Annotated in this window: 9 protein-coding genes; 8 read left to right on the plus strand and 1 reads right to left on the minus strand. The window is 71.4% G+C overall.

The genetic code is table 11. The annotated features are described in order from the left end of the window. Position 1: 1 nt before the first annotated feature. Genes FRZ03_RS10100 through FRZ03_RS10120 form a run of 5 tightly spaced genes read left to right on the plus strand, consistent with a single transcriptional unit; the run spans position 2 to position 17,324 of the window. The gene (locus FRZ03_RS10100) at positions 2–3,103 is read left to right on the plus strand and encodes a non-ribosomal peptide synthetase (RefSeq protein ID WP_186785334.1); all 3,102 of its coding nucleotides are present in this window, start codon (positions 2–4) and stop codon (positions 3,101–3,103) included. Further along, positions 3,100–5,667, plus strand: coding sequence for a beta-ketoacyl synthase N-terminal-like domain-containing protein (locus tag FRZ03_RS10105; RefSeq protein WP_146464809.1), 2,568 nt, complete (start codon positions 3,100–3,102; stop codon positions 5,665–5,667). The genes FRZ03_RS10100 and FRZ03_RS10105 overlap by 4 nt, the downstream gene beginning before the upstream one ends. Beyond that, a complete protein-coding gene (locus tag FRZ03_RS10110) occupies positions 5,664–9,161 on the plus strand; it encodes a non-ribosomal peptide synthetase (RefSeq protein WP_146464810.1) in 3,498 nt (1,165 codons plus the stop codon). Before FRZ03_RS10105 ends, FRZ03_RS10110 begins: the two co-directional genes overlap by 4 nt. 46 nt (positions 9,162–9,207) lie before the next feature. Beyond that, positions 9,208–16,299, plus strand: coding sequence for a hybrid non-ribosomal peptide synthetase/type I polyketide synthase (locus FRZ03_RS10115; protein ID WP_146464811.1), 7,092 nt, complete (start codon positions 9,208–9,210; stop codon positions 16,297–16,299). Further along, on the plus strand, positions 16,296–17,324 hold the full coding sequence (locus FRZ03_RS10120; protein WP_146464812.1) for a MupA/Atu3671 family FMN-dependent luciferase-like monooxygenase: 1,029 nt from the start codon (positions 16,296–16,298) through the stop codon (positions 17,322–17,324). Before FRZ03_RS10115 ends, FRZ03_RS10120 begins: the two co-directional genes overlap by 4 nt. Positions 17,325–17,361: 37 nt before the next feature. Here the strand turns inward: FRZ03_RS10120 and fabD are convergent, their stop codons facing one another. Continuing rightward, a complete protein-coding gene (gene fabD / locus FRZ03_RS10125; protein ID WP_315902634.1) occupies positions 17,362–18,342 on the minus strand; it encodes an ACP S-malonyltransferase in 981 nt (326 codons plus the stop codon). Between the two features lie 14 nt (positions 18,343–18,356). Here fabD and FRZ03_RS10130 point away from each other — a divergent pair, with 14 nt between their 5' ends. From FRZ03_RS10130 to FRZ03_RS10140, 3 genes are read left to right on the plus strand one after another with little or no spacing between them, the layout of a single operon-like run. Continuing rightward, positions 18,357–19,145 (plus strand): thioesterase II family protein, encoded by a 789-nt coding sequence (locus tag FRZ03_RS10130; RefSeq protein ID WP_146464814.1) that lies wholly within the window; start codon positions 18,357–18,359, stop codon positions 19,143–19,145. Beyond that, positions 19,142–20,494 carry an MATE family efflux transporter gene (locus FRZ03_RS10135; RefSeq protein WP_146464815.1) on the plus strand — a complete coding sequence of 451 codons (1,353 nt, stop codon included), beginning with the start codon at positions 19,142–19,144 and terminating at the stop codon, positions 20,492–20,494. The genes FRZ03_RS10130 and FRZ03_RS10135 overlap by 4 nt, the downstream gene beginning before the upstream one ends. A gap of 33 nt (positions 20,495–20,527) precedes the next feature. Continuing rightward, entirely contained in the window at positions 20,528–21,898 is a 1,371-nt protein-coding gene (locus FRZ03_RS10140; RefSeq protein WP_146464816.1) for a DUF6002 family protein, read from the plus strand. Positions 21,899–21,971 lie beyond the last annotated feature (73 nt).

Below are 21,971 nucleotides of genomic sequence, written 5' to 3' on the forward strand. Positions count from 1 at the left end.
CATGGAACTCCCTCTCTCACAGCAACAACGCCGCATCTGGACGGCCCGGCAACTCGACCCCGGCAGCGATGCCTTCAACGTGCCGGTGGCCTACGAGGTGACCGGCCCCGTCGATGACGAGGCCTTCGACCGTGCCGTCCGCGACACCGCACGACGGCACAGCGCCCTGCTCCTGGAGATCGACGACAGCGCGGCGGACGACACCCGCCAGCGCTTGGGTGCCGTACCCGAGCGAGTCGTCCGTGTCACCTCGTGCGCCGAGGACGAACTGCGCACCGCCGTCGCCGAGGCGGCTCGCGTCCCCTTCGCGAACTCGGGACCGCGCCTGCGGGTCCATCTCTTCCGCAACGCCCCGACGAGGGCCGTCATCCTCTTCGTCTTCGACCACCTCGTCATGGACGCGACGTCCGTGAGCATCTTCCTCCGCAACCTCACCGAGGAGTACGCGTCCGGTGGCAGGTCCACCCCCGGTGGCGAAGAAGAGCCTCGAAGCCCGGGATTCGCGGACTACGTCGAGTGGCAACACCGGCACCTCGCGGATCCCGCCGTCGAGGCGGACGCCCGGAAGCACTGGGAGACCTATCTGCACGACCTGCGGGAGATCAACTCCCCACCGTCGGGCGGCAGCACCCACCGGACGCAGCGCATCGCCAAGGCCTTCGTTCCCGTCCATGTTCCTGAGGGCGTGGCCGCGCGGTCGGCCCATCTGAGGTGCACCCCGTTCGCCCTCCACATGGCCGCCTTCGCGGTCGTGCTGCGGCACTTTCTGCGGTCCGAGGACGTGCTGCTGACGTATCCCGCCACCGATCCGCAGCGGACCGAACTCGATTCGGTCGTGGGGCCGTTCACCGACCTGCTGGTCTACCGCAGTCCCGGCCTCGCGGACGCGACCCTGCTGGACTTCGCACGCGACGTCCACGAGACCCTGCTGGAGGGTATCGACTACCGCGGCGCACCGCTGGACGCCATGTGGGAGCAGGTCAGGTCCGCAAGCCCCGTGGACGGACTGCGCGGAGCCGCGATGGTCTCCCTGACCGACACCGGCAACGACTTCCCGCTCGCGCACACGGTGACACGCAGATTCCCCCTGGACACCCGTGACGGCAAGGCCGACCTGCTTCTCGACCTCCACGACACGGACGGCCGGGTGACCGGACGGCTGGAGTTCAACACCGCGCTCTACGACGAGCAGACGGCGCGGAGCCTCGCCGGTGCCTTCCACGAAGTGCTGGTCCAGTTTCTGGAGGATCCAGCCGCCCCTGCCGCCGAGGTCCGGCTGATGGACCGCACGGCACTGACGCAGGTCGTCACGGACTGGGGCGCCCCGGAGGCGTCCCTGCCCTACCAGCCTCTTCACGAGGCATTCGTCGCCCGAGCCCAGGCCGCCCCGGAGCGCACCGCCCTGAGGTACGGGGACACCGAGATCGCCTACGGCGAACTCGACGCACGCACCCGCACCGTCGCCGCTCGGCTGACCGGCCTCGGCCTGCCCCCGGGAGCTCTCGTCGCGCTGTGCCTGCCCCGGTCACCGGAGTACGTGACGGCGTCGATGGCCGTCCTCCGATCGGGGCTGGCCTTCCTCCCTGTAGACCTGGAGCAGCCGCCGCGCCGCCGCGCCTTCGTGGTCGGCGACGCCAAGGTGCGGGCCCTGGTGGTCCGTACTCGCGACGAAGCGACGGGGATGGCGCGGGACCTTCCGGTGATCGCGCTGGACGAGCTCACGATGGCCGACTCCGACCCGGATCCCGGCCCTGTGCCAGTGCAGGACACCGACCCGGCGTACGTCATCACGACATCCGGCAGCACCGGACTGCCGAAGGCCGTCGCCGTACCGCACCGGGCCATCGCCAACAACATCGCCTGGAAGATCCGCGACTTCGGCTTCACCGACCGGGACCGCTTCTACTTCAAGACACCGCCCGTCTTCGACGCCTCTCTCTGGGAGTACCTGACGCCGCTCGCGCTGGGCGCACAGATCGTCATCGCCCCCGACTGGGCGCACCGCGACCCACGGCACCTGCTGAGCGAGATGCGTGAACACGGGGTGACCGTCGCCCAGTTCGTGCCGACCCTTCTGAAGAGTGTGCTCGCCGAGGAGGGGGCCGGCCCGCTGGACTCGCTGCGATGGGTCTTTTCCGGCGGCGAGAGCCTGGATCCGGAAGTGGCCGAGACGGTGCGGTCGGTGTGGGGGTGTGAGGTCGTCAACCTCTACGGCCCCACTGAGGCCACCATCGAGACGACGGCCCACCACTGCCGCGCCTCCCATACCGGCCCGCGCACACCGATCGGCCGCCCCGTGCCCGGAGCCCGCGTCTTCGTGCTCGGCACCGGCGGACAGCCGCTGCCCGCGGGCTTCGTGGGCGAACTGTGCGTCGGCGGAACCCCGCTCGCCCTCGGCTACGTCAGCCGCCCCGAGCTGACCGCGGAGCGCTTCGTGCCTCTGCCCCCGGCAGCCGGCGAGGACCTCCGCGTGTACCGGACGGGCGACCTGGTCCGCTGGACAGCCGAAGGCGAACTGGAGTACCTGGGCCGCGACGACTCCCAGGTCAAAGTGCACGGCATCCGTCTCGAACTGGACGAGATCCGCCGACTGGCCCTCGGGCACCCGGATGTCGACGACGCCGCCGTGGTCGTTCGACGTGATCGGGACGACGCCGTCGTCGCCTATGTGACGGGGAACGCCGGCCTGGACGGCGCGACCGTCAGGGCGTATCTGGCGGAGCACCTGCCGTCCGCCCTGGTGCCCGCACAGGTGGTCCGTCTCGACGCGCTGCCGGTGACAGCGAGCGGCAAGATCGACACCCGCGCGCTGCCGAAGCCGCCGGCGGGCGACGCGGTCACCGTGTCCGAGGCCCCGCGCACCGTGCTGGAGTCGCGCCTGGCCGCGCTGTGGGCCGAGGTCCTCGGAACCACCCCTGACCGCGTGCCCCGCGACGTCGGCCTGTTCGCACTCGGCGGCACCTCACTGTCGTTGATCCGCCTGCACCGGCGCATCAGAGAGGAGATCTCCCCCTCCCTCGCCGTGACCGATCTGTTCAAGTACCCGACGGTCGCCGCAGTGGCCAGTGCCGTCGCCTCCGACCGAGCCGAGGAGACGCCATGACCGATTCCCACCTTGCCCACGCCGTAGCGATCGTCGGCCTCGCCGGGCGGTTCCCCGGCGGCGACGACGTGGACGCCTACTGGCAGCGGCTGCTGAGCGGCGAGTCGGCGATCCGGCGCACGGACGGGGCCGACTCCGCGCCGCCACCAGCAGGAACCCGCCACATAGCAGTGGCCGGAGTACTCGACGGCGTCGACCTCTTCGACGCGGAGTACTTCGGCATCGCGCCGGCGGAGGCGGCGGCCATGGACCCGCAGCACCGCCTGTTCCTCGAAGCAGCGGTGCACGCCCTGGAGGACGCGGGCCGGTCCGATACATCCGATGTACGGGTCGGCGTCTTCTGCGGCAGCGGCGAGAACCGCTACGCCGCTCTCGCGGACCCGGACGACCCGATCGCCCAGACCTACCTGGAGCAGTGGGGCAACCCCGCCTCGCTGCCCCTGCGGGTCTCCTATCACCTGGGCCTGCGCGGTCCCAGCGTGTACGTCAGCAGCCTGTGCTCGACCTCGCTGACCGCCGTCCACCTGGCCCGGCGCAGCCTCCTCGCCGGTGACTGCGACCTGGCCCTCGCGGGGGCCGCCTCCGTGCAACTGCCTCACGAACACGGCTTTTTCTGGCGCGACGGAGCGGTGACGTCCCCCACCGGGGTGTGCCGCCCCTTCGACGCGTCGGCCGACGGCACCGTGCCCGGCAGCGGCGTCGGCATCGTCGTCCTGCGCCGACTCCAGGACGCCCTGGACGACGGGGACACCGTGCACGCGGTGATCCGCGGCTCGGCACTGAACAACGACGGCGCCGACCGGCTGAGCTTCGCTGCGCCGTCGGTGAACGGACAGCGTGACGTCATCCTCGCCGCCGCCGACGACGCGGGTATCGACCTGGGCACCGTCGGTTTCATCGAGGCCCACGGGACAGGCACAGCACTCGGCGACCCCGTGGAAATGGCCGCGCTGCGCGAGGCCAGGGCCACGCACCAGGCCACCGGGCCGCTCGCCGTGGGCGCGGTGAAGTCCTCGATCGGCCACCTGGACACGGCCGCCGGCATCGCCGGTCTCATCAAGGTGACGCTGGCCGTCCGGGAGGGGATCCTGCCCGCCACCGCCCAGCACACCGAGCTGAGCCCTCAGATCGACCTGGCCGACACTGGCATCCGCATCAACACCGAGACACGGCCCTGGCCGCACTCCGGACAGCCCCGCCGGGCCGGAGTCACCGCCCTCGGCATGGGCGGCACCAACGCCCACGTGATCGTCGAGGAGCCGCCCCGGACACCGGCGGCCCCAGTGGACGCGGGGCCGTGGATCCTCCCGCTCGCCGCGCACACACCGCAGGCGTTTCAGCACTTGAGCGCCGCCCTGGCCGGGTCGCTGGAGCGGCAGCCGGACCTGCGGGTGGCCGAAGTGGCGGCGACGCTCCAGGCCGGCCGCCGCGATCAGCTGTGGCGGCGGGCCTGGATCGCCGAGACCACCGCCGACCTGAGCACGGCGCTGGCCGCTGATCCGCAGCCGCGCACGATTCAGGAACGGGTCGTGACCGTTCAACCGGAGCTCGTGTCAGGCGCGCCCGCAGGTGAGCTCGACACGCGGCTGCCGCAGATCGCCGAGGCCCTGGAGCGGGCCGGCGCCGACGACGAGGCCGTCCGCCGCCTGTGGCGCCTGTACGGCGGCCTGACCGCGCTCGTGGCCATCGGGTCCCGCCCGGACGCACTGCTGGGCGTCGGAGCCGGCGAGTATGTCGCGTGTGCCGTCGCGGGCGCCCTGCCCGCCGACGTAGCGGTGCAGGCCGCGCTCCTGCACATCGAAGCAGTGGCACTCGCGGACGCCGGCCGGGAGGTCAGCCGCTGCGAGGCGCTGCTGGAGGAGATCGACCGCCTGCTCGAACCGGTGGCTGGCGGCACGCTGTCCATCGAGGTGAGGTCGGCGCAGCAGGGCACGGTCCTGCCCGTCGGCTACGAGGATGCGGCCCGCCACCTGGTGGAGATGTCCCAGGACGCGGTCATGGGCACCAGGGCCGCGGAGGTGCCGGAGGGTGGCCTGGACCTGGCAGGGGGATTGTCCTCCTGGACGGCGTGGCTGGGCCTCCTCGCCCGCTGCTGGGAACGCGGGGCGGACCTCGATTGGACGCTGCTTCGCACGGGCGGCCCCGGCCGGCGCGTTCCGCTGCCCGCCTACCCGTTCGCCCGGCAGCGGCACTGGTGGCCGAACGCTCCCGAGCCAGCCGTCCAGGAAAAGACCCCCGTGGACGCCCCGGTGCAGGCCGCGCAGGAGGACGTCACCACTGTCCTCACCGGCATCTGGCGCGATGTCCTCGGCGTCGCCGACATCCACGAGGACGACGACTTCTTTGCCCTCGGCGGCCACTCGATCATCGGTGTACAGGTGCTGGCACGGCTGCGGGAGGTCTATGGCGTCCGCATGAGCCTGGGCGACCTGCTCGCCGCGGAGTCCTTCCGGGAGATGGCGACACTCGTCGAGAAGGAGCTGGCGGCCATGCACCTGTACCGGCAGCTGTCCGACGGCGGGGCGGCCGACGGTGACACGACCTGGGAATCGGTGGAATTGTGAGCCTCACACGTCTGCTCGCCGACCTGGCCGCCGCCGGCGTCCGACTGTCCCTCGATGGTGACCGGCTGCTGGCCGCCGCCCGGGGCGGCGGCATACCGGAGGAACTCCGCCAGGAGGTCCGCTCCCGCCGCGCCGAGATCACCGAGTTCCTGCGGGAGCAGCGAGAGGAGGAAGCGCGCCGTGGCGTCCGCATCGAACCGGCCGACCGCGGCACCCCGCTGCCCGCCTCGTATGCCCAGCAGCGCCTGTGGCTCGTCGAACAGCTCGGCACGGACCTGCCCGTCTACAACATGTACTTCGCCTACGACCTCGAAGGCCCCGTCGACGCGGCTGCCCTGTGCGCCGCCGCCGAGGAGGTGATGCGCCGTCACGAGGTGCTACGCACCGCCCTGGTCGAGACCGACGACGGGCTCGTGCAGTCCGTCAGCCCGGTGTGCCCCGCGAACTTCCGGATCCACGACGTCACCGACGGCGGCCACGACGCGCTGCTCTTCGAGATCGTCTCCACCCGGTTTGACCTGTCCAAGGCCCCACTCATACGCTTCGACCTGCTCAGGAAGAGCCCGCAGAGCTGGACCTTCGTACTCACCCAGCACCACGTCATCTCCGACGGCTGGTCGGCCGGCCTGCTGCGCAAGGAGCTCTCGGAGCTGTACACGGCCCGGTTGGAGAACCGGCCGGCACGGCTCCCCGATGTCACAGTCCACTACGCCGACTACGCGGTCTGGGAACGGTCCTGGCTCGGCGGGGAGATGGCCGAGCAGCAGCGGTCGTACTGGAAGCGCACGCTCGCGGACCTGCCGGCCCCGCTGGAGCTGGTTCCCGGCCGGAAGCGGTCGACGGTGCAGAGCTTCCACGGCTCCGAGCTCCTGTTCCGGCTGGGCGCCGACACCGTCGCAGCCGCAGGCCGGCTCGGCTCCGAGACTCGCAGCACCATGTACGCCACCCTCGTGGCTGCCTTCAGCCTGCTGCTGTCCCGGATGTCCCGCACCGACGACATCACCGTCGGCAGCCCGCTCGCCAACCGCGCCTACCCGGCGCTGGAGCGGACCCTGGGCCTGTTCTTCAACTCGATCGCCATCCGCACCCGCATCGACCCGGACGAGTCCGTCCGCGACTACGTCGGCCGCTGCCGGCGGACCGTCCTGGATGCCTTCGCCCACCAGGACCTGCCGTTCGACCAGGTGGTCTCCGTGGCGGCGCCGGAGCGCAGCACCTCCCACTCTCCGGTGTTCCAGTCCCTGTTCATCTTCCAGAGCTACCCGGACGTCGAGCTGGAGCTGCCCGGCGTGAAGGCCCGGCAGGCCGACTGCCCGATCTACTCGGCCCAGTACGACCTGATGTTCAAGGTGCAGCCGGACACCGAAGGGCTCCAGGGGCAACTCATCTTCAACGACACGCTGATCTCCCGCGAGGACGCCGAGCGGTTCGTCGCTCTGTACGAGCGGCTGGTCACCACGATGAGCGAGCACGCGGACAGCACGGTTGGTTCCCTTGAACTGGCCGACCCGGCCGACGCCCGTCGGATCGAATCCTGGAACGCGGCGGCGCGCGTGCCCGTGCCCGAGCGCTCGGTACACGACGAGATACGACAGGCGCTGGCCGCCGACCCGCAACGCCTCGCCGTCGCCTTCCGTGGACGGCAGGTGAGCCGCGGCGAACTCACCGCGACAGCCGAGCGCGTGGCGGCGGGCCTGCGCGAGGCGGATCTTCGTCCCGGTCAGCGGGTCGGGGTTCTGGTGCCTCGCTCACCCGACCTGCTCGCGGTCGTCCTGGGCATCCTCCACGCGGGACTCGTCTACGTACCGCTTGACGGGCGTTCGCCGCAGCACAGACTCACGGCCATGCTGGACCGCGCCGACTGCGCGGCAGTGGTCACCGCCGGACCGTACGCCGACCACTGCCGCGGCAGCGCCGCGCTCCGGCTGCGAGCCGAGGAGCTCCTGGACAGCGGCGCATCCGCCGTTGACCCCCACATCCCGGCCCCGGACGACGCCGCCTACGTCATCTTCACCTCCGGATCCACCGGACAGCCCAAGGGCGTCGAGGTCAGCCACGGCAACCTGACCAACCTGTTCGTCGCGCTCGACCGGGCCGTACCGCTGCCGGACGACCCGGTCTGGGCGGCCGTGACCGCCGCGACCTTCGACATCTCCGTCCTCGAACTGCTGTGGACGATGGCCCGCGGGGTGCCCGTGGTCCTCGCCGAGACCTCCGAGACCCTCGTCCTCGGCGGCGCCGACGCCTCCCGCACGCTGCCCGAACTGATCCTCGCCTCAGGGGCCAACGCCCTTCAGGCCACCCCGACCCTGCTGCGCAGCGTGCTGCGGTTGCCCAACGCGGAGCAGGCCCTGAGCCGGCTGCGGCTCCTCCTGGTCGGCGGGGAGGCCCTGGACGCCACCCTGGCCCGCAGGCTCAAGGACCTCGGCATCCCGACCGTGCTCAACATGTACGGCCCGACCGAGACCACCGTCTGGTCCACCTGCTGGCGGCTGCCGGACGCCCCGGAGCCGGTCCGCATCGGTCAGCCGCTCGCCAACAACGACGTGTACGTCGTCGACAACCGGCTCGCTCCCCTGCCGATCGGCGTGTACGGCGAACTCGTCATCGGCGGTGCCGGGGTCGCGCACGGCTACGTGGGCCGCCCGGAGCTGACGGCGGAGCGCTTTGTGACCCTGCCCGGCACCCCCGGAACCCGGGTCTACCGGACCGGCGACATGGGGCGGTGGCTGCCCGACGGCGCCCTGGAGGTCGTCGGCCGGATCGACAACCAGGTCAAGGTCAACGGACACCGGGTGGAACTGGAGGAGGTCGAGCAGGCGCTCAACTCCCTCCCGGGAATCGCTGACTGCGCGGTGGGCGTGCAGCGCACCCCGTCCGGCTCGGCCCTGGTGGCGCACTGCGTTCTCACGCCCGGCGGCAGCCTTAACGAGGCCGCACTGATCGCGGGCCTCGGCCGCACCCTCCCCGGCGCGCTGATCCCCATGGCCTTCGCCGCCACGCCCGAACTGCCCACCACCACCGGCGGCAAGGTGGACCGGCGGGCACTCCCGGAGATCCCGCTCGCCGCGCCCACCCGGTCGGCCCCGGAGCCCGAGGGCGCCCTGGAGACCGGCCTGCTGGCCGTGTGGCGTGAGGTACTCGCCGACCCCGCCGTCGGACCGGAGGACGACTTCTTCCAGGCTGGCGGCAACTCCATCCTCGTGGCCCGGCTGCTGAGCGCCGTGCGCAGGGAACTGGTGCCCGACGCCCGCATCGTGGACCTTTTCCGCCACCCCACGGTGCGCCGGTACGCCGCTCATGTCACACGGCCCGGACAGACCGGCGAGAACCCGGGGCTGCCGGGGGACCGGCCCGCCACCGAGGCGAACGAGCGGATCGACGCACGGCGCCTGGCGCAGCAACAGCGGCGCGAACAGGTCCGGCGCAAGAAGGAGATCGCTGCGGCCCGGCAACAACGGCCCGCGCACCCGCGCGAATCCGACGGCGCCTGATCCCCGCTTCGCCCCCCGCACCTGAACTTCCCCTAGGAGCATCCACATGTCCCAAGCGCTGGACGAGCCCGTGGACGATGGCGTGCCGGCCGTGGCCGTGGTCGGCATGGCCTGCCGCTTTCCGGGCGCTGACTCCGTGCAGGAGTACTGGCAGTTGCTGCGCAGCGGCGGGGAGCCCGGCGAGACCGTCCCCGACCAGGAGCTCCGAGGCGCCGGGCTGCCCGCGAGCCTGATCGACGACCCCGCCTATGTGGCCGTACGCAAGAGGTTCGCGGATCCCGCACTGTTCGACGCCGGATTCTTCGGACTCACGCCGGCGGAGGCGGAGATCACCGATCCGCAGCAGCGGTTCCTGATGGAGACGGCCGTACATGCCCTGGAGCACGCCGCGATCGACCCCGACCGGTTCCCCGGGCGCATCGGCGTTTTCCTCGGCCTCAACCACTCCGACTACCTCCTGGAGAACGTCCTGCCCCACCGTGACGCCGTGGAGCGTCTCGGCTGGCACCGGACCCTGATGGGCAACGACCGCGGGTTCACCGCCACCCAGCTCGCCTACCGGCTGGGCCTGACAGGTCCAAGCCTCGCCGTGGACTGCGCCTGCTCGTCCAGCCTGGCCGCCGTGCACCAGGCCTGCCGCACGCTGCTGGACTACGAGGCCGACGCCATGGTCGTGGGCGGTTCCTGCATCAAGCCCCGCGACCTGGGCTACCTGTACACCGAGGGCGGTACGGCCTCCCCGGACGGCCGCTGCCGCCCCTTCTCGGCCGAGGCAGCCGGCACCGTCTTCGCCAGCGGCGTCGGCGTCGTGGTGCTACGCCGCCTGGAGGACGCGCTTCAGGACGGCGACCGGGTCCTCGCCGTGATCCGGGCCGGGGCCGTCAACAACGACGGCACCTCCAAGAGCGGCTACACCGCACCCAGCGCCGCCGGACAGGCCGAACTCATCGCGACCGTCCACGCGTTGGCCGGCGTGACGGCCGACACCGTCAGCTATGTGGAGGCCCACGGCACGGGGACCGCGCTCGGCGACCCGATCGAGGTCAGCGCCCTCACAGAGGCGTTCCGGGAGACAGCGTCCGACACCGGCTTCTGCGCCCTCGGCTCGGTGAAGTCCAACATCGGGCACGCGGACTCGGCCTCGGGCATCGCCGGCCTCATCAAGGTCGTCCTCGCCCTCCACAACCGCGAACTGCCGCCGACCCTCGGCTGCGAGGAGCCCAACCCCCACCTGGACCTGCCGAGTTCCCCGTTCCACATCAACCGGGAACTGCGCCCCTGGCAGGGAGAACACCCACTGCGGGCCGGGGTCAGCTCGTTCGGCATCGGCGGCACCAACGTCCACCTGCTGGTGGAAGAGGCCCCGCAGCAGCCCCAGGCACCGGCGCCCGCACCCGCTGACGACTCCGTCCTGATCACCTTCACCGCCAAGTCGCCCCAGTCCCTCGACGCCCTGGACACGCAGCTGCGCAAGCACCTCAGCAACGTCACCTCCGTCGCGGCGGCGCACGACGTCGCCTTCACCCTGCGGCGGGGACGCACCCAGCACCCCCTGCACCGCGCCTTGCTGTGGGGGCCCGACGGCGACGTCGTCCGGATCGGACCGAAGGAACCCGCCACACCCGAGGCCCGGCCGGTGGCTCTCCTGCTGGACATCCCCGAACCGACCGCGGATCTCCTCCGCGACCTGTGCGACACACTGCCTGCGTTCCGGACGACGGCGGAACCGCTCCTGGACGCCTGGCGCTCCGGGCTCGGCCCCGGCGCGGACACCGGCCTCGGCGCGCTGCCACGCCCCGTCCTGGCGACGATCACCACACTGGGCGCCGCCGCAGTGTGGCGCGCGTACGGCATCGAGCCCGCAGCCGTCCTCGCCGCCTCGGAGTGCCGTCCCGCAGCTGCCGTGCTCACCGGCGTGCTGTCCGTGCCGGAGCTGAAGCGTCTGCTGGCACGGCTCGCCACCGGCGAACCCGTGGAGACAGCGGCACTCGAGCTGACCCTCGGCCCCGCGAAGCTGACCTGGTACGACGTCGACGGCAGCGAACTCGTCCCTGTCGGGCGGGCGGCGGATCCCGCTCACCTGGGAGCCAGCGTGTCCGCGTCGCCCGGACTGCGCACACTGCCACCGCGCGGGCTCACCGTGGCGCGTCCGGCGGTCACGCCCGACGCTGAGCCACCATCCGCCGCGGCCCTGGGCCGACTGGGGCGCCTGGTCTCGACCCTGCCCGGCGTCCCCGACGCCGTCCGGCCCGGCGCCGACACCCTGCTGGCAGGCGTCGTCGGCGCCTGGGCCGCGGGAGTCCGGGGAGCGATCCTGCCCCAGACCGATGGGGGACCAGGCTCCGTGGTCGACGTGCCGGTCTACCCCTTCCACCGGCAGCGGTACTGGCTTGAGGCCCAGGACGCCCCTTCCGGCGCGCCTGCCGCGGAGGCCGTACCCGCCGCAGACCTTGAGGAGGAGTCGCGCCAGCTTTTCCGCGCGGCCGTCGGCGTGGACGAGGTGGCCGCCGAGGACGACCTTCTGACCCTTGGGGGCGACTCCCTGCTCGCCCAGCGCGTCGTGGCCGCCGCCAAGTCCCGCTGGGGCGTGGTCGTGCCGTTCGGTTCGTTCATGCGCGGCCCGACACCGCGCCGGCTCGCCGAGCTCGTGCGCGCGGCCTCCCCCATCACGACCCCGGCGCCGGACCGCCCTCACGGCGTTCTGCCGCTGACCCCCCTTCAGGAGAAGTTCGTCTTCCTAGACGAGATCGACAAGGCGGCCGAGGCGTACAACGTCCCCGTCCTCGCCGATCTGCGCGGCCCGCTCGACACGACCGCGCTGCACGCCGCCCTGCGCGACGTGGTGGCCCGCCACGAGGCGCTGCACTCGGTGTACACGGTCGTCGACGGGCGCGCGGTGCAGCAGATCCGCCCCTCCGCCGAAGTAGACCTGCCGGTGGTCGACGTCGACGGAGACCCGGAACTGCGGCAGCGGATCGGCGCGCTGCTCGCCACCAAGATCCCGCTGGACCGCGCACCTGTCCTGCTCGCCCGCATCTTCCGGCTCGCGCCCGAACGTCATGTGCTCGCCATGGCCGTGCACCACATCTGCGCCGACGCTCGCTCCACCGGCATCCTCCTCGCCGACCTCTACTCCGCCTACGCACACCGCGTCCGTGCCGAGGCTCCCGACCTGCCCCCGTTGGACGGCTTGTCGGCCGCGTACGCGCTGGCCCAGGCCGAGGCGCTGGAGTCCGCGGACATGCGGCGGCACCTGGAGTTCTGGACGGGCGAACTGGCCGACGCCCCCAAGGTGATCGAGCTGCCCGCCGACCGGCCCCGCGCTTCGGCCCGCAGCTACGCCGGCCGCAACCTCGACTTCAGCCTGCCCGCCGAACTGGCCACGCGCGTACGGGAACTCGCCGTACGGGAGCGGACTACGCCCTTCGTCGTCGTGTCCGCCGCGTTCTCGCTCTTCCTCGGCCGGATCAGCGACATACGTGACGTGGTTGTCGGCACGCCGGTCTCCGGACGGCACCGCCCCGAGACCCGGGACCTCATCGGTAACTTCGTCAACACCCTTCCGATGCGCAGCCGGTGGGACGGGGACCACACCTTCCGCGACCTGGTACACCAGACGCAGGAACGCCTCACCGACGCCCTTGACCACCAGGACCTGCCGTTCGAGGTGCTCGCACAGCACCTCGGCGCGGACGCCGACCTGTCCGTGAGCCCGGTGTTCCAAGTGCTGTTCAACATGCTCAGCGAGGAAGCCAGTGCGCCCCCTGCCCCCGAGGGCCTGCGGGCGGTCACCGTGCCCTTCAACCGCGAGGCCAGCACCTACGAGCTCTCACTGAGCTGGTGGCTGGGCCGCGACGGCACGCTGTCGGGCCGCTTCATGTACGACTCGGACCGTTTCGACGCCGAGACCGTGGCCGCGTGGCAGGAAGCCTTCGGCCATCTGCTGGACCAGGCCACCCGCGCTCCGGAGACCCTCGCGGCCGACCTGCCCGTCGAGACCCCCGAGGCTGCGGCGCGCACCGCCGCGGCCCTGGTCGGCCCGTCCGCCGAGGTGGCGGACAAGCCGGTGCACGCCGTCTTCGCCGACCTCGCCGCACGCCATCCCGAGCGCACCGCGGTGGCCGACAAGCGAATCACGCTCACCTACGCACAGCTAGCCCGGATCTCGGCCGGCATCGCCGGCCTGCTCACCGAACGCGGTGTGACGCACGGCGACACCGTCGGTATCGCGATGGAGCGCGGCGTGCCGCTGGTAGCCGCACTCATGGGCGTGCTGCGGGCCGGTGCCACCCCGGTGCCCTTCGACCTGGGGCACCCCTCGAAGCGGCTCGCGGCCATCGCCGAGGACAGCGGCGCCCGCGTCATGCTCTGCGCTGACGCGGCGGACGCCCGCTTCGCCACCGGCGCCGAACCGCTCGAACTCGCCGACGTGACAAGGATCCAGGGCCCCGAGGGGCCACTGCCCGGCGACGCGGTCGACCTGGCCGTCGGCGCCTACGTCACCTACACGAGCGGAACCACCGGACGCCCCAAGGGCATTCACTTCACTCACCGGGCCCTGGCCAACCTGGCCGACTACGACACCCGCGTCACCCCGCTCGGGACGCGCTGGCTCCAGTTCGCCTCGTTCGGCTTCGACGTCTCCTTCCACGAGACCTTCGGCGCCCTGTGCTCGGGCGGATCACTGCACGTCGTGGACGACGAGGACAAGCACGACCACGAACTGCTGCCCGCGTTCATCCGGGACCACGGCGTGCAGAAGGCAATTTTCCCGGTCTCGCTCATGCACGCGCTGGCCGCCCGCTACCAAGCGGACCCCTCCCTGTTCGCAAGCATGCGGGAGATCACCACGACCGGCGAACAGCTTCGCCTGAGCGAGCAGATGATCCGCTTCTTCGAGTCCCTCCCGGAGTGCCGGCTCATCAACAACTACGGCCCGGCCGAGACGCACTGCGTCGCCTTCTACCGGTTCACCGGCCCGCCGAGCACCTGGCCCCGGTATGCGCCGATCGGCCGTCCGATCCAGAACGTGACCTACGAGATCAAGGACAAGGCAGGCCGGCCCGTGCCCTACGGCAGCATCGGCGAGCTGTTCCTCAGCGGCCCCTGCGTGGCCACGGGCTATCTCGGGCGGCCCGAACTGACCGCCGAGCGGTTCTCCACTCATCCAGCGACGGGCCAGCGCACGTACCGCAGCGGCGACCGCGTCCGGCTGCTGCACAGCGGCGACCTGCTCTACCTGGGCCGCGGTGACCAGCAGGTCAAAATCCGCGGCACGCGCGTCGAACTCGGCGAGATCGAGCTCGTCATCCGGCGGGTGCCGGGGGTGCGGGACGTCTACCTCAGGGTCACCGGCGAGAGCGGCCACAAGCGCCTCGACGCCTACCTCATCGCTGCCGGCCGCGTGGAGAACCTGCCCGGCACGGTCCGCGACCGGCTGCGCGAGGAACTGCCCCCCGCACTGGTGCCGTCCTCCTTCACGGTGGTGGACGCCTTCCCGGTGAACGTCAACGGCAAGGTCGACCCGTCCCGGCTGCCGGACCCGGGAGCGGTCGTCGCGCGGCAGCCCCCGGACGAGGTCGGCACCGGCGACCCCGTCCTGACCACGATCCTGGGCGTCTTCCGCGAACTGCTCCAGGAGCCGCAACTGCGGGCCGAGGACGACTTCTTCGGCGCCGGAGGCCACTCGCTCCTGGCCACCCGGGCACTGCACCTCGTCCGCGAGACACTCGGCGTCCGCCTGTCGATCCGGGACTTCTACGCGACGGGGACCGCGTCCGCGCTGGCGACCATCGTGACCGACCGGGCGGCCCGGCCCGACGACGCGGTGATCCTGCCCGCCTCCCGGGTGCCGGACACCGTCCCCGGCGGCCTGCTGCGCCGCGTCCGGAACCCGGGGCCCGCCCACCAGAAGACCTTCGTCTTCCGCACCGGAGCCCGACTCGACCTGCGGCGGCTGAACTCGGCGCTCGACGCGGTGCTGACCCGGCACCCCGCGCTGCGGCTGCGCTACCCGCACGGCGGCGGGCCCGTCCTGGCCGCCCCCGGCGAGAGCGAAGTCCGGGTGGAGGAGCTGCGACTGCCGACGCCCCCACCCGCGCAGGGCGCGCCCGAGTGGCTGTCCGAGATGGGCCAGGCCGACCTGATCGACCCGCGCCGGGACGTGCTGCTGCGCGTGCGGGCGGTCCGCCTGCCCGAGGGCGGCCTGCTGATCTCCTTCACGGTCCACGCGGCCGCCCTGGACGGCATCGGACTGCTCAACCTGGTCCGGTCCATCGCCGAGGCCTACGACACCGCACCCGGCGCTGGCCCGGCCGAAGACCCGGGCTTCCTGCGATACTTGGCGTGGCGGGAGGACCTGCCCGCCACGCCGTCCTTCGCCCAGGCGCTCGACGTGTGGCGGGAGCTGCTGCCGGCGCCCGCGTCGAACCCCGTGCCGCCTGCGGATCCTGCGTCGGGCCCCATGCCGCCCGCCGCCCCCGTGCACCGCCTGAGCTGGCGCCCGGACGCCTCCCTGCACGCCGTGATCCGCTCCTGGTGCGCGGCCCGCCGGACCACTCCGTTCCTGCTGCATCTCACCGCATTCACCTCGGCGCTGGCCCGCCGGACCGGCGAGCCGGAAGTCTGCGTCTCCGTCGCGCTCGACGGCCGGGTGCACTCAGCGCTGAGCGACTCGGTGGGCGCGTTCGCGAACGTGGTCCCGGTACCGCTGCGCTTGGGTCCGGAGCAGTCCCCGGCCCAGGCCTTCGAGGAGGTGCAGCGCGTCCAGGCCCGCGTCGAGTCCGTGCGCCTGGTGCCCTTCGGCGACCTGGCCTCCCAGGACCCCGCGCTGGCCGCCTACACGTCGCTGCCGGTGTCCTTCACCTATGTCCGCGAGGATGACCGGGACGTCCTGCTGGCCGGCGAGGCCTTCGAGGCGCTGGAGCTGGACACCCTCCCGCCGGGACAGCGGCTCCAGTTCCTCCCGGTGGAGGCGCCGGACTCCCTACGGGTGGAGCTGCTCTGCCGGGACGAGGACGGCCCCGGGCACGCGCAGGAGCTGCTCCGGCTCTACCGCGAGGCTGTCTTCCGCCTCCTGTTCGAACCGGACTCCGCTCCGGACCTTGTCGCCCTCGCACCGGCAGGAGCTACCGCATGAAGTTCAGCCTCTTCTTCTTTTCCAGCGGGGACGTCCCCGAGGAGCAGTACCGCCTGCTGAAGGAGGCGGCGCGGTTCGCCGACTCCCACGGCTTCACGGCGGTCTGGACGCCGGAGCGGCACTTCCACGAGTTCGGAGCCCCGTTCCCGAACCCCTCGGTGACGGCGGCCGCGCTGGCCACCATGACGGAACGCGTGGAGATCCGTGCGGGTAGTGTGGTCCTCCCCTTGCACGACCCGATCCGTGTGGCGGAGGAGTGGGCCGTCGTCGACCAGTTGTCCGGCGGCCGTACGGGACTGGCGTTCGCCTCCGGCTGGAACCCGAGGGACTTCGTGCTGGCTCCCGACGCCTTCGCGGATAACAAAGCTGCACTGAGGTCGAAGCTCGCGCAGGTCCAGGCCCTGTGGGCGGGCGCGGAGGTCCAGCGGCGCGGACCCGACGGCGCCCCGATGACCGTACGGTCCTTCCCGCGGCCGGTACAGCCGGACATCCCGCTGTGGATCACGGCGGCCGGTTCCCCGGCGACCTTCTCCCTCGCCGGCGAGCTCGGCCACGGTGTGCTCACCCACCTTCTCGGCCAGACCTGGGAGCAGTTGGAGGACAACCTGGTGGACTACGGCGCGGCCCTGCAGAAGGCCGGTCACGGCGTGGAGCGGGAGCGGATCGCGGTCATGTTGCACACCTTCGTGGGCGACGACGGGCAGCGGGCCCGGGACACCGCCAAGGCACCGCTGACGGCGTACATGCGCACCTCCCTGAATCTCTTCGCCCTCCCCGCTGCTCTCGCCTCCGGAGAGGTGCCGGAGCAGGAGCTCACCGAGATGCTGGAGCATGTCTACGACGAGTACACCCGTAGCCGGTGCCTCATCGGTTCGGTCTCGGACTGCCTGCCGATCGTGGAGTCGCTGGCCCAGCTCGGGGTGGACGAGATCGCCTGCCTGGTCGACTTCGGGCTGCCGGCCGACGAGGTGCTGCGCGGGCTGGAGACGCTGGCCGAGCTCGGTGAGGTGTGCGCCGGTGTCTGACGCGGAGGGGGGCGGCCGCCGGACCGCCCCCCTCACCTCACACGGCCACGGCGGACATCTGTGCCACGGCCTTGTCGAGCTGACGTATCGTCCCCACGGACAGGGCGGGCACCCCGGGCGCCGAGGCGCGCGCGATGTTCGACAGCACGCGTCCGGGGCCCACTTCGAGCAGGGCCGACACCTCCGCGGCGACGAGCAGTTCCACGGTCTGTGTCCACAGGACGGGCGAGGCGAGCTGACGGCGCAGCAGTTCCCGTGCGGACTCCGCCGTGTGGACGTACCCGGCCGTCGCGTTCGCCACGACGGGCAGCGACGGCTCGGCGAAGCGCACACCTGCCAGGTCCTCGGCGAACTCGGCCTCGATCTCCTTCATGAACACCGAGTGGAAGGGCGCCCCGACCTTGAGGTCGACGACATGCCGCGCTCCGGCCCGGCGCGCGGCGGCAGCGAACTCGTCGATGCCTCGGGCGTCTCCGGAGACCACGGTCTGCGTCGCGGAGTTGTAGTTGGCGACCTGCACGGTACCGTGCGCCTGCCCGGTGACCTCCGCGCACAGCTCGTCGACCCGGTCCGCACCGAGGTCGAGCACGGCGGCCATCCTGCCGGGCGTACGCCGGTTCACGGCCGCCATCAGCTCGCCGCGACGGCGGACCAGGCGCAGCGCGTCCGGCCAGTCGAGCACCCCGGCCGCCACCAGCGCGGCGTACTCGCCCAGGCTGTGGCCGGCGACCACGTCGGGCACGACGCCCTGCTCCTCCAGCAGCCGGGTGAACACCAGGCTCGTGAGGAAGATCGCGGGCTGGGTCACCGCGGTGTCGCGCAGCTGCTCGGCGTCGCCCTCGAAGCAGATACGGCTGAGCGGCAGCCCGAGTATCTCATCCGCCGCGTCGTAATAACTTCGGGAGAGGTCGGGGCGCGCCTGCGCCGCATCCTTTCCCATTCCTGGAACCTGCGATCCCTGACCCGGATATGTGATGGCGATTCGTTTCATGACCCAACTTACTACCACCCCTCTCATCCGGGAGGCAATCCTTGAACCCTGACGATGCGACAGTCACGCCATTGCCCGAGATGTTGATTCTGCATCACGCCGGCGGCTCGGCAATCGCCTACCGGAACCTCGAGAAACAGCTCGGAGGGAAATTCAGAACGCTCACGCTCGACCTCCCCGGCCGAGGGGCCGCCTACGGCCGGAAACCGTGCCGGAGCGTGCGGGAGGCCGTCGCGTTCTGCCTCGACGCCCTCGACGCGCAAGATGTCCTTCCCGACGCTGTGTTCGGGCACAGCATGGGGGCGCTGATCGCCTTCGAGCTTGCCTCCGAGCTGGAGCGACGCGGCACCCCGGTCACCTGGCTGGGCCTGTCCGCCGCACGTCCGCCCGGATTTCCGCACCCCGCGCGGACCCGGCGGGACCTGTGGGACGACGCACAGCTCCTCAACTTCGTCCGAGACCTCGGCGGAACGCCCGAGGAACTGCTCGAAGACCCGGACTACGTCGATTACCTGCTGGAAGTCATCCGCCCCGACCTGGAACTCGTCGATACGTACATGTACGACTCCGAAACTCCGTTGAACACGCCAGCGGAGATATACCAAGGCCATGATGACCCGGTCCTCGAGGGGGTCGAGACCGGTCACTGGGAAGAGTACTTCCAAAATTCAGTGACCGGTCGTACCTGGCCCGGCGGCCATTTCTATCTGTTCGGCTCGGAAGGAGAACTGGCCACTGCCATAACCACATCGTTCGATCGGGCGCTGGAGCGGAAAGCATGGGCGCCGCAGCAGGAAGCAAGCGGGCCGGACCGACAGGAAAAACCATGACCGTAACCACCACGACCAAGCGGCAGCAGAACCCCTTCACCAGGATCGCGACGACCGCGCTGCCCCTCTACCTCACGATGGTCGCATCCTCCGCCGGAGCCCTGGTGGACTCCGCCCTGCTCGGCAGACACGCGACCTCCTCGCTCGCCGCGTTCGCCGTGGCCATCGCCGTCTACAGCCCGGCCACCGCCACGGTCACCGGAGCCCTGCGCGGCGTCATGCCGTTCGTCAGCCAGCACGAGGACGACCCCGACCGCATGGCCCCGCTGGTCCGCAATGGAATGTGGCTGGGGTTCATCGTCGGTCTGCTCGGCGCCCTTGCCGTGGCCGGGGTGTCGGTCATCGGACGCGCGACCGGCGTCCCCGAGTCCACCCTCAACCATCTCGGGGCGTTCCCCTACCTGCTGGCCATCGCCGTGCTGTCGACGTCGGTGGGCGCCTCCGCGATCTCCGTCCTGGTCGCCCTCGGACAGGGAAAGCTCGTCATGCGGGCCGGACTCGTCGGCACCGCCGTCGCCGTACTGCTGTCGATCGGGCTCATCGCGGGCGCCGGGCCCCTGCCGGCCCTGGGGCTGAACGGAGCCGGCATCGCCATGCTGACGTCCAGCCTCGTCACCACCGTCCGGGTCCAGCTCGCTCTGCACCGACTTCCGGTGCTGGCCGGCCAGTCACTGCGCCCCGGACGCCCCGACCTGCCGCAGGTGTTCCAGCTCGCCAGGGTGGGCATCCCGCTCGCCGGAACCGTGCTCATCAAGTTCGTGGTCCTCGGCGTGCTGACGTTCGCCGCCGCCCGGCTCGGCACCGAACAGGCCGCCGTGCACGGGGTGTCGGAGAACCTGGTCAACCTGATCTACACGCTCGCCGTGGCGATCGGACAGGCGACCGTCCCCATCGTGGCGGGCGCGGCACGCGAGGTCGACGTCGCCGGGGCCCGGCGCAGCGTCATCGCCGGCAGCGGAGTCGCGCTGTGCGGCGTCGGCACCCTCGGTCTCCTCCTGGTGGTCTTCGGCCACTGGATCGTCCCCCTCTTCAGCGATGACGCCGCCTTGCGGCCGCGACTGGAGGATCAACTCCCGCTCGTGTTCGCCGTGGTGGTCACCGACGCCCTGCAGGCGATCGCCGGCTTCGGCATGCTCGGACTGAAGCGGACCTTCCCGAGCCTGGTCTCCACCGCCGTCTTCTTCGGCCTGTTGTGCCTGAGCGCGGTCCCGGTGGCCGATGCGGGCGGGCTCACCGCCCTGTGGTCCGCCCTGATCTGCGCGAACCTCCTCCAAGCGATCACCAAGACCGTCATCTTCCACCGGCACAGCGCACGTCTCGCCGCCGGGCAGCCCGGCCTCGCCACCTGATGTCCCTGCTTACTGCGACCGGAAGTGATCCTCATGAGTGCCAGCCAGACCCCTCGCACGGTCCGCGTCGAGAACGTCCTCGCGCGCTACTACGACCAGGCGCGTGAGGCCGCCCGCCTGCTGTCCGCGCAGGCCGCCCCGGGGCACCCAGGCTTTGAGCCGGACTTCGAACTCCCGCCGATGAGCGAGGACCTGCGCCGCTACCTGGCCGTATCCGACGTGTCGGTCCATGCACTCGACGACTACCAGGGGCACTCGCTGACCCTGCTGAACATGATGGGCAACCCGGGCACGCGGACCACCAAGACGTTCGCATCGCTGCTGATGGTGGCCCGGGCCGTCCATCACATCCGCCGCACAGGCGAGCGCATAGCGATCGTCACCCCGTCCTCCGCCAACAAGGCGACGGCCCTGCGCGACGCTGTCCAGCGGGCCGTGGACTGCGGCCTCGTCACCGGCGACGAGCTCCGCATCGCCGTCGTCGTCCCCGGCGCGGCGCGCCGCAAGCTGTGGTCCTCGCCTCTCAGCCAGGACACCGAACGGCGCGCGCAGAACCCGGTCATCACCTACGACGGGCCGCAGCGAGCCTCCGTGAAGGACCTGGCGGTGTCCTTCGTCGACAAGTTCGGCGCGGAGGCCGAGAACCGTACCGGCTACCGGATCTGGTACAGCCTCGCCCTCGGCAACTACAAGATGGCCGACGCCCTGCGCGCCCTCGTCGAGCAGGACACCCTGGGTCGCGCCCCGGAGCGGGGCCGCCTGCACGCGCACGCCGTCTCCAGCGCCTACGGACTGCTCGGCCACGCATTCGGCCACCGCCACCTGCTCGGGTCCGAAGGAGGAGTACCGCGCTACCTGCTCGTCCAGCACCTCGATACCCCGGACATGGTCCTGCACCTGCGAGGCGGCGACTTCTCGCGCACCCGCGTACCCGGGTTCGCCTACGACCCCGCGACGGGCCTGCACCGGCAGGACGCCGACCCGCACTTCCCGGCCCTGACGGCCGACCCCGGGGAGACGCTGGAGACCACCTTCTACACCCAGACCCCGGTCACCGCCGAGGAGATGTCGGCGCTGATCCACCAGCAGGGCGGCGACGGCATCGTCGTCTCACTCCACGAGTGCTTCAGCCGCTACCCGCAGATCAGGGCTCTGCTAGCGGCCGCCGACGTCACCCTGCCGGCCGACCCGCGGCTGCTGCGCGAGTGGTCCCTCGTCATGGCGTTCACCGGCGTGCTCAACGCGGTGGACCGCGGACTGATCGAGGCCGGGGACGACATCGTGGTCCACGGCAGCGGCAGCTACCACACCGCGGACTTCACAGAACTGGAGGAGGCCGCAGTCAGTCCCGTCACCGACGTAGACGAACTCGGCGACGTGATCGTCAAGTCACTGAACGCCTGACGCTTCGGCGGCGATATCACCCGGCCGGAAGCCGCGACCCGGCGGCCTCCGGCCCGAACCCCTGGCGACCTGA

This window comes from Streptomyces misionensis (assembly GCF_007896895.1).
Classification (GTDB): domain Bacteria; phylum Actinomycetota; class Actinomycetes; order Streptomycetales; family Streptomycetaceae; genus Streptomyces; species Streptomyces misionensis_A.

Excerpts from the sequence above, each read along its gene's own strand:
- FRZ03_RS10100 (WP_186785334.1), top strand. The coding sequence starts at position 2 with ATGGAACTCCCTCTCTCACAGCAACAACGCCGCATCTGGACGGCCCGG.
- FRZ03_RS10105 (WP_146464809.1), top strand. The coding sequence starts at position 3,100 with ATGACCGATTCCCACCTTGCCCACGCCGTAGCGATCGTCGGCCTCGCC.
- FRZ03_RS10115 (WP_146464811.1), top strand. The coding sequence starts at position 9,208 with ATGTCCCAAGCGCTGGACGAGCCCGTGGACGATGGCGTGCCGGCCGTG.
- FRZ03_RS10120 (WP_146464812.1), top strand. The coding sequence starts at position 16,296 with ATGAAGTTCAGCCTCTTCTTCTTTTCCAGCGGGGACGTCCCCGAGGAG.
- fabD (WP_315902634.1), bottom strand. The coding sequence starts at position 18,342 with ATGAGAGGGGTGGTAGTAAGTTGGGTCATGAAACGAATCGCCATCACA.
- FRZ03_RS10135 (WP_146464815.1), top strand. The coding sequence starts at position 19,142 with ATGACCGTAACCACCACGACCAAGCGGCAGCAGAACCCCTTCACCAGG.
- FRZ03_RS10140 (WP_146464816.1), top strand. The coding sequence starts at position 20,528 with ATGAGTGCCAGCCAGACCCCTCGCACGGTCCGCGTCGAGAACGTCCTC.